The sequence below is a fragment of the Nonomuraea sp. NPDC003804 genome (genome assembly GCF_040610675.1).
Lineage (GTDB): Bacteria > Actinomycetota > Actinomycetes > Streptosporangiales > Streptosporangiaceae > Nonomuraea.
The window spans coordinates 1-1,047 of sequence record NZ_JBEXMT010000139.1; the positions used below are offsets into that span (position 1 = coordinate 1).

At 64.1% G+C, this 1,047-nt stretch carries 2 protein-coding genes; both read left to right on the plus strand.

All coding sequences use genetic code 11. The features are described from left to right. The first annotated feature begins 124 nt into the window (after positions 1–124). On the plus strand, positions 125–478 hold the full coding sequence (locus tag ABZX22_RS45340; RefSeq protein WP_354923610.1) for a DUF3168 domain-containing protein: 354 nt from the start codon (positions 125–127) through the stop codon (positions 476–478). Positions 479–530: 52 nt separating this feature from the next. Beyond that, on the plus strand, positions 531–1,028 hold the full coding sequence (locus ABZX22_RS45345; RefSeq protein WP_354923613.1) for a phage tail tube protein: 498 nt from the start codon (positions 531–533) through the stop codon (positions 1,026–1,028). Positions 1,029–1,047 lie beyond the last annotated feature (19 nt).

The following is a 1,047-nucleotide window of genomic DNA, read 5'->3' on the forward strand; positions in this document are numbered from 1 at the left end:
CTTGGCTGCGCCCCGCCGTCCAGCGTCGAGGGAGCCAGATTATTGATGTGGTCAGCGAAGACCTCCTGAAGAGGCTCGACCAGATCACCAAGCGCCTGGCCGCGCAGAATGGAGGGCGCCGCTGATGTTCCCGAAGGTGTATCGAACCATTCGCACAGCGGCGGTGTCGGCGATCGTCGACGACCGCATCGGGCGGCACGGTGAGGTAGCACAGACCGAGACGCGCCCCTACATCGTCTGGCAGATCGTGACGGGTTCGGCATTCGACAACCTGAGCGCTGCCCCCGGTGGCGATTTCACTACCGTACAGATCGACTGCTACCACGCGACCGATGCAGGCGTAGAGCAGCTCGCAAAGGCCGTTCGCGTTGCGCTGGATGGCGTGCTGATCGTCAACCGTGTCGTGGTCAACAACCGCGACCCAGATACCAAGCTGTACCGCGTCGGCCTCGAAGCCGACTTCATCGACCAGCGCTGATTGCTGGTCATCCGTAATGCCGCCCTCGCGCGGCCCTTCAGAGGAAACTGCCATGACCGAGGGCGTCGTCAAGACCCAGGGCACCCATCTGTTCTTCGTTGACCCGAACGCGGCCGGCGGGCCTGCGATCGTCAAGTTCGCTTGTCCTACCGGGGCGTCCGGCTTGGGCGGCGCCGCCGACCAGATCGAATCCACCTGCCTCGATGCGACCGTGGACAAGGAGTACCAGCGCGGCCTGGGTAATCCGGGCCAGGTGTCCATTCCGTTCAACTATATCCCCAGCGACGCATCCCATGATGCGCTGTTCAAGTTAAAGGACAGCGGCGAGAACGTGAGCTGGTACATCGGCCTGAGCGACGGCGCTGCTGCGCCGACTCTCGGCACCGAAGACGAGTTGGTTCCGCCACTGGCCACCGCTCGCTCGGGGTTCCTGTTCACCGGCTACATCGCTGATGTGAACATCGACATCGCCACCAACGAGATCGTGCGCGGCACGGTCACAGTCCAGCGCAGCGGCCGCGTCACCCGCTACGGCAAGCCGCTGGCCTGATCCCATCCAAGCGCCCGGC

What these genes read in the sequence shown, in the direction of transcription:
- ABZX22_RS45340 (WP_354923610.1), top strand. Translation starts at nt 125, where the DNA reads ATGTTCCCGAAGGTGTATCGAACCATTCGCACAGCGGCGGTGTCGGCG.
- ABZX22_RS45345 (WP_354923613.1), top strand. Translation starts at nt 531, where the DNA reads ATGACCGAGGGCGTCGTCAAGACCCAGGGCACCCATCTGTTCTTCGTT.